This is a genomic window from Ralstonia sp. UBA689 (genome assembly GCF_002298975.1).
In the GTDB taxonomy this organism is placed as follows: domain Bacteria; phylum Pseudomonadota; class Gammaproteobacteria; order Burkholderiales; family Burkholderiaceae; genus Ralstonia.
On record NZ_DBMV01000019.1, the window covers coordinates 96,654 to 103,346 of the forward strand.

Here is a 6,693-nt window from a genome sequence, read left to right on the forward strand (position 1 = left end):
CAACCCGCTTGATTGTCTGGGCATTGATTCAGCCTTTTTGCCTAATCAGCGGAATGTTTGAAACGGGGCGGCCAGTCTTGGTGCACCACAGCAGGGCGCGACGAGCTGATAAGCCTTGCCAGAGGCCGTTTTGGTGCGCCGCATTAAGAGCGATGCGCGCTTACCACACTTCGTGGGGCGATTCTGTGAATTGCTTTGCCGGGCTTAAGGGCTTTTGTTAAATTTGCGCGGCGTTTCCGACAAGGAAACAAATGAAATCGGAGGAGCCCAACCTCATGCACACGGGGGCGGGCGGTTTGAGACAACTCTTTTATTTACGAGCCCACATGAAAAAGTCTGCCATTCTGGTTGCAGTTGGCACCCTGTTCGCAGGTGCTGCTTACGCCCAATCGAGCGTGACGCTGTACGGTATTGTCGACGCTAGCATTCACTACACGACCAACAACGATGCCGCGGGCCACAGCCTGCTGCAATTGGACAACGGCGCGGTGTCCAACAGCCGTTGGGGCCTGAAGGGCTCGGAAGACCTGGGTGGCGGCAACAAGGCGCTGTTTGTGCTGGAAAGCGGCTTTGATCCGGATACCGGCCGTGGCAACGGCGGTGCACTGTTCAATCGTCAATCGTTCGTGGGCCTGTCCAACAGCAGCATGGGCACCGTCACGCTGGGCCGTCAATACAACTTCGGCTTCACGATGGGCGGCAACTTCGATCCGCTGGGCGTGGGTAACTACCTGGAAAACTCCTGGGTGTACTACGGCGTGACCGGTCTGCGTGAGTCGAACATGCTCAAGTACGAAGGCAAGTGGAACGGCCTGTACGTTGGCGCGGGCTATGGTTTCGGCGAGAAGGCCGGCAGCGCAGCAGACAACCGCTACATGGGTGGTGCCGTGTCGTATGAATTCGGCCCGGCCTTGATCGGCGCGTTCTACCAGCAACAGCAAGACTCCACCGCCGCTGGCAACAAGCAGAAAGTCTGGGGTGTCGGTGGTAACTACACCGTTGGTCCGGCCAAGCTGTTCCTGGGCTATATCGACAGCAGCGATAACACTGGGTGCGTGAATGTGGGTAACGGTGCCACGGGTTGCGCGGGCGACCACAGCACGTTCGGCCTGAACCTGTATAACATTGCTTCCGGCCCTGGCACGGTGCCTGGCGCAACGAAGCGCCGCGACCGTATCGGTCTGGGTGGTGTGACGTATCAAGTCACCCCGGCATTGGCTCTGACGGGCGCGTTCTACTACGACAGCATCAAGAATGCTGCGCTGGACTCGGGCAATGACGGCAAGCGCTACACGGGCGTGCTGCTGGCTGAGTACTCGCTGTCCAAGCGTACCCAAGTGTATGGCACCGTTGCGTACGATAAGGTGAAGGACGCTGCAGTTCCGGAAGTCCCGGGCGGCACGAGCACCGGCGCAGGCGCCAAGACCAACCAAGTTGGCGCTAGCGTGGGTATCCGCCACATCTTCTAATCGACGCAGTCGCTCGATTGGGAACGGAAAAGGCGCCTTCGGGCGCCTTTTCTTTTGCCCATCGTCCAGCAAGTCTGCCTGGGCATCTGCCTACAATGGCACTTTCCGATTCCTCTCTCTCGCGTGCCATGCCTGCTGAACGTTCCGCCCGTCGTCGTCTGATTGTTTCTGCCGCGCTGTTGTGTGCCGGTGTGCCGCTGTTTGCGGCCATGCCCGCGCTGGCGCAGGATTATCCGGCCAAGCCGATCCGCATCATCGTGGCGTACCCGACCGGTGGCATTTCCGACAACGTGGCGCGCGCGCTGGGCGAGAGGCTGTCTGCCCAGCTCGGTCAGCCGGCGGTGGTGGAAAACCGCGCGGGCGCGGGCGGCAGCATCGGCATGGACGCGGTGGCCAAGGCGGCGCCGGATGGCTACACGCTGGGCTTCTCGTCGGTGAGCCCGCTCACGCTCAACCCGTATTTCGGCAGGCTGCCGTACGACCCGCTCAAGGACATCGTGCCCGTGGCCAATGTCATGTACGCGCCGATGATTTTGCTGGGCACGCCGTCGTTCACGGGCAAGAGCTTTGCCGACATGCTGAGCCAGTCGCGTACCAAGCCGGGTTCGATCCGCTGGTCGACCTCGGGTAACGGCACCGTGGGGCATCTGGCGCTGGAGCAGATCAAGTCGCAGGCGCGTGTGGACATCACGCTCATTCCCTACAAGGGCGGCGGCCAGCAATTGACGGATGCGCTGGGCGGGCAGGTGGAGGTGATGTCGACCAACGTTGGCCCGACGCTGATGCAGCACATCACTAGCGGCAAGCTGCGCCCGCTGGCGGTGGGTGCGCCGCACCGGCTCGATTCCCTGCCGAACGTGCCGACTTTCGTCGAGCTGGGCTACGCCAAGGCCAACATGGCATCGACCTTCGGCGTGTTTGCACCGGCCAGGACACCCGCGCCGGTCATTGCACGGCTGAACACCGAGATCAACAAGGCGCTGGCGGCCCCCGACCTGCGCGAGCGTCTCATGCAAGCCGCGGTAGTGCCGGCCGGCGGCACGGCCGAGCAGTTTGCCGCCACCATTCGCGCGGAATACGACAGCAACGGCCGCATCGTGCGCGCCGCCGGCATCAAGGAGCAGTGAGACTCAGGCTGGGTCAGGCGGTAAAGCGGTAGCCGACGCCGACCTCGGTCAGCAGGTGCTCCGGCCGCGTCGGATCGCGCTCGAGCTTGTGGCGCAGGTGGCCCATGTAGATGCGCAGATAGTGGCTGCTGTCCGAATGAGCGGGGCCCCAGACCTCGCGCAGCAGTTCGCGGTGCGTCATCACCGTGCCGCGCCGGCCGAGCAGTACGGCCAGCAGCCGGTACTCGATGGGCGTGAGGTGCACCGCTTCGCCGCTGCGCGTGACCAGGCGACGCGCGAGGTCGACTTCCACCTCGCCGAAGCGGACGACGCTGCCGCCGTCCTCGCCGCGCTTGGCATGGCGGCGCAGCAGCACACGCAGACGGGCGATCAGTTCCCCCACGCCGAAGGGTTTGGTGAGGTAGTCGTCGGCGCCGGCATCGAGCGCGTCGATCTTGTCACGCTCGTCCACTCGGGCCGAGAGCACCAGCACAGGCACCTCCGTCCAGGTACGCAGCTCGCGAATCAGTTGCATGCCGTCGCCGTCGGGCAGTCCAAGGTCGAGGATGACCGCATCCGGCTGGCGCGTGCCGGCCTCGATCAGGCCGCGCTCCACACGATCGGCTTCATGGACTTCGCAGCCTTCCTCCTCCAGCGCGGCGCGGACGAAGCGGCGGATATGCGGCTCGTCGTCGATGACGAGGACGGTGGGCGTAAATGTGAACGGCATGACGCGCATTGTAGAGCGCCGGCCATAAAAAAACGGACCCCGCAGGGTCCGTTCATATTGGCGTGGATGCTGCTTACGCCTTCTTTGCCCAGGCGCTGCACCAGCCCTTGTTGGCGACATCCTTGCCGGCAAACAGCGGGCAGCCGCCTTGTGCCGCCGTGCCGCCCTGATACAGCGCGCAGTTGCCGCAGTGCTGATCCGGAGTGTGCTTGGGGTACTTGGCCTTGTCGGCCTTGGCGGTGTCGCTCACGTAGCCCAGGGCGATAGCTTGCGGGTCCTTCTCCGACACCATCGGGTTGGCTGCGCGAGCCAGGCCCGACATGCCGACGGCGCCAGCGGCGGCCACGATGGGGATGCTCTTCAGGAATTGACGACGGTTGGACATGCTGATTCCTTTTGTGGGAGTGTGTTGTTTGGCGTCCCATGCATCGCTGGTGCCCAAGCACCGGCTCGCCCTAGGGGACAGCGGACGGCGTCGGCGCGCCATTTTCCCGCCCGTGCATTCTGGCACAGCAATCGGCCGGTGGCATCTGCGTGTGGTCAATGTTCCCCATACCCAGGCGCAGCAATCGCTCACTTCCGTGGCCCGCAGCCCGATCGGGAACGGGCCGCAGCGCGGCGCGTGGCTCAGGGATGGCGCGGCAAATTCACTCGCCATCGGCCATCCAGCTGATCCTGTTTGTCCGCTCGAGGGCAGCGTGTGCGCCAAGGATGACAATTTGCCGCACGTGATCACGCCATCAGGTCACGCAGCGCTCCGATGAGTGCGTCGCATTCGTCGTCGGTGCCGACGGTGATGCGCAGATGCTGGTCGATGCGCGGCAGCTTGAAATGGCGCACGAAGATTTCCTGCTCCTTCAGGCGTGCCGCGAGCGTGGCGGCGTCGTATGCCGGATGCCGTGCGAAGACGAAGTTCGCCGCCGACGGCACAACGTCGAATCCCAAGGATCGCAGGGCCGCCGTCAGCCGTTCACGGCTGGCGATTACGCGCGCGCAGGTTGTGCGGAAGTACGCGTCGTCTTCGTAAGCCGCCTGGGCGGCCACCTGCGCGAGGCGGTCCAGCGGGTATGAGTTGAAGCTGTCCTTCACGCGATTGAGCGCTTCGATGAGCGCCGCGTGGCCGAACGCGAAGCCGACCCGCATGCCGGCGAGCGAGCGGGACTTGGACGTCGTGTGGACGACAAGCAGGTTCGGGTAGCGGTCAATGAGCGCGACCGCCGAATCGGCGCCGAAATCCACATACGCCTCGTCGATCACGACCACGGACGACGGGTTGGCCGCCACGATCCGTTCAATCTCCGTCAGCGGCAGGGCGTGGCCGGTGGGGGCGTTCGGGTTCGGGAACAGCACGCCGCCGGCATCGCCCAGGTAGTCGTCGGCCCGGATGGAAAAGTCATCGGCAAGCGGAACGACCTCGCAGCGCACGCCATACAGCCGCGCGTAGGTGGGGTAGAAGCTGTACGAGATGTCGGGAAAGCGCAGCGGCTTGTCATGCTTGAGCAGCGCTTGGAACACATGTGCGAGCACTTCGTCCGATCCGTTGCCGGCAAAGACCTGCTCGGGCTGCAAGCCGTGATGGGCGGCCACCGCCTCGCGCAGCCGGCGCGAAAGCGGGTCCGGATAGCGGCGCAGGGTGTCACCCCTTTTTTCGCCTTCGCCCAGCTCGCGGGCGATCGCCTCAACGACGTGCGGTGACGGCGGGTAGGGGTTCTCGTTGGTGTTCAGCTTGACCGGGTGCGCCAGCGCCGGCTGCTCGCCCGGCACATAGGGCACAAGTTGCTGAACGATTTCGCTCCAGTAACGGCTCACTGCTCGACTCCTGACTGGTGAATGTCCCAGATTGCCTGACTTGCGGGCGGCGGGATCGCGGCGCGCGGGAGGAATGGCTGGAGACGGGTTTGGTGCTGCCTTGCGCCGCATCTGGCGGCTGAGCCGTACATTGCAGCAAAAATGCGGCGCGGGCGGGAGGTTCGGGCAGGAAAACGCCCAAAAAATGCCCCAATGCTTGATTTTTGGCGCGCCCGGCTGGGATCGAACCAGCAACCCCTGCCTTCGGAGGGCAGTACTCTATCCATTGAGCTACGGGCGCACGTCGGCACAGAACATGCCGAAAGAGAAGCCCCGCAGAATAGCGTATTTGCGCCCGGGCGTCCATCGCGCCCAGGTGACGGCTCGCGATGCAACGCCGTTTCCAGCGGTTTTTGACGCAGGTCGAAAAGCGCTGCCTAGGGCTCTCCCGCGTGTCAAACGGCCGGGCATTGTGGATATAATCGCCCGATATTTGCCAGAAGAGATGCGGGGACAGTTCTGTTCGGGCCGATGCGGCAACGCCGCTAAGCCTTCCTGCCCTCATCGCGACCCCACGCGGCCCCATGCACTGTCGGCGATGCTCATATTCATGCCGGTGGCGCCCTGAGGCTCCGAGAGCGGTTCCACCATCCTGAGAGTTGAGCATGAGCGACGCGCAACACGACGAACACGAGCCTCTGATCAAGACCCCGAAGCAGCTGATCATCGCGGTGATCGCCGCGTTTGCCGTTCCCATCCTCATCATCATCCTGCTGGCCAACTACGTCGGCCTTGGCGTCAAGGAGGGCGCTGGCAGCTCGGGCATGTCGGAAGAGGCGGTGAACGACCGCATCAGGCCCGTTGCGCAGCTCGAACTGAAAGACCCGAACGCCCCGCACGTCTTCAAGACCGGCGAGCAACTCTACAAGGAAGTCTGCGCGACTTGTCACGCAGCCGGTGTGGCCGGCGCGCCCAAGTTTGGCGATGCGGCAAGCTGGGGGCCGCGCTTGGCGCCGGGGCTGGACGGCCTGACCAAGGTCGCGCTGGCCGGCAAGGGCGGTATGCCTGCGCGTGGCGGCACGTCGCCGGACGACGTGAGCGACTACGAGATCCAGCGCGCCATCGTCTACATGGCCAACTCCGGCGGCGGCAAGCTGCAGGAGCCGCCTGCACCGGCCGGTGCCGCCGCCGCGCCGGCTGCCGCTCCTTCGACTGAGGCGGCTGCGCCTGCTGCCGCCGCAGCCCCGGCCCCCGCCCCGGCCGCTGCTGCCCCGGCTGCTGCCGCTGCGCCGCAAGCCTCCAAGGGTGACGTCGGCAAGAAGGTCTACGACTCGACCTGCCAGATGTGTCACGCCGCCGGCATAGCCGGTGCACCGAAGTTTGGCGACAAGGCGGCCTGGGCACCGCGCCTTGCCCAGGGCAAGGCCAAGCTGTATGACAATGCCTTGCACGGCAAGGCTGCGATGCCGCCCAAGGGCACTTACGCCGGCTCCGACGACGACGTGAAAGCCGCCGTCGACTACATGGCCGCCGCCGCCAAGTAAGTCGTTACTTCCAATTGCAGAAGAGCCCGCCTTGCGCGGTAATGCCGTTCAGTTAA

General features: G+C 64.5%; 6 protein-coding genes and 1 tRNA gene. 3 read left to right on the top strand and 4 right to left on the bottom strand.

Annotation, left to right across the window (positions count from 1 at the left end):
- The first annotated feature begins 326 nt into the window (after window positions 1-326).
- Both B4F51_RS08605 and B4F51_RS08610 read left to right on the top strand, forming a co-directional pair.
- Entirely contained in the window at window positions 327-1,469 is a 1,143-nt protein-coding gene (locus B4F51_RS08605) for a porin (protein WP_296224745.1), read from the top strand.
- A 128-nt stretch (window positions 1,470-1,597) separates the two neighbouring features.
- A complete protein-coding gene (locus B4F51_RS08610) occupies window positions 1,598-2,596 on the top strand; it encodes a Bug family tripartite tricarboxylate transporter substrate binding protein (RefSeq protein WP_296224746.1) in 999 nt (332 codons plus the stop codon).
- A gap of 13 nt (window positions 2,597-2,609) precedes the next feature.
- Here B4F51_RS08610 and kdpE read toward each other — a convergent pair whose 3' ends face one another.
- The 4 genes from kdpE to B4F51_RS08630 form a co-directional block, all read right to left on the bottom strand.
- Entirely contained in the window at window positions 2,610-3,314 is a 705-nt protein-coding gene (gene kdpE, locus B4F51_RS08615) for a two-component system response regulator KdpE (protein WP_296224747.1), read from the bottom strand.
- 64 nt (window positions 3,315-3,378) lie between these two features.
- Window positions 3,379-3,690: a high-potential iron-sulfur protein gene (locus tag B4F51_RS08620; RefSeq protein ID WP_296224749.1), complete on the bottom strand. Its 312-nt coding sequence runs from the start codon at window positions 3,688-3,690 to the stop codon at window positions 3,379-3,381.
- Between the two features lie 347 nt (window positions 3,691-4,037).
- Entirely contained in the window at window positions 4,038-5,114 is a 1,077-nt protein-coding gene (gene hisC, locus B4F51_RS08625) for a histidinol-phosphate transaminase (RefSeq protein WP_296224750.1), read from the bottom strand.
- A 204-nt stretch (window positions 5,115-5,318) separates the two neighbouring features.
- A tRNA-Arg gene (locus B4F51_RS08630) sits at window positions 5,319-5,394 on the bottom strand.
- A 364-nt stretch (window positions 5,395-5,758) separates the two neighbouring features.
- Between B4F51_RS08630 and B4F51_RS08635 the strand changes: the two genes are divergently transcribed.
- Window positions 5,759-6,637: a c-type cytochrome gene (locus B4F51_RS08635; protein WP_296224751.1), complete on the top strand. Its 879-nt coding sequence runs from the start codon at window positions 5,759-5,761 to the stop codon at window positions 6,635-6,637.
- Window positions 6,638-6,693 lie beyond the last annotated feature (56 nt).

Excerpts from the sequence above, each read along its gene's own strand:
- B4F51_RS08610 (WP_296224746.1), top strand. The coding sequence starts at position 1,598 with ATGCCTGCTGAACGTTCCGCCCGTCGTCGTCTGATTGTTTCTGCCGCG.
- B4F51_RS08635 (WP_296224751.1), top strand. The coding sequence starts at position 5,759 with ATGAGCGACGCGCAACACGACGAACACGAGCCTCTGATCAAGACCCCG.
- B4F51_RS08605 (WP_296224745.1), top strand. The coding sequence starts at position 327 with ATGAAAAAGTCTGCCATTCTGGTTGCAGTTGGCACCCTGTTCGCAGGT.
- B4F51_RS08620 (WP_296224749.1), bottom strand. The coding sequence starts at position 3,690 with ATGTCCAACCGTCGTCAATTCCTGAAGAGCATCCCCATCGTGGCCGCC.
- kdpE (WP_296224747.1), bottom strand. The coding sequence starts at position 3,314 with ATGCGCGTCATGCCGTTCACATTTACGCCCACCGTCCTCGTCATCGAC.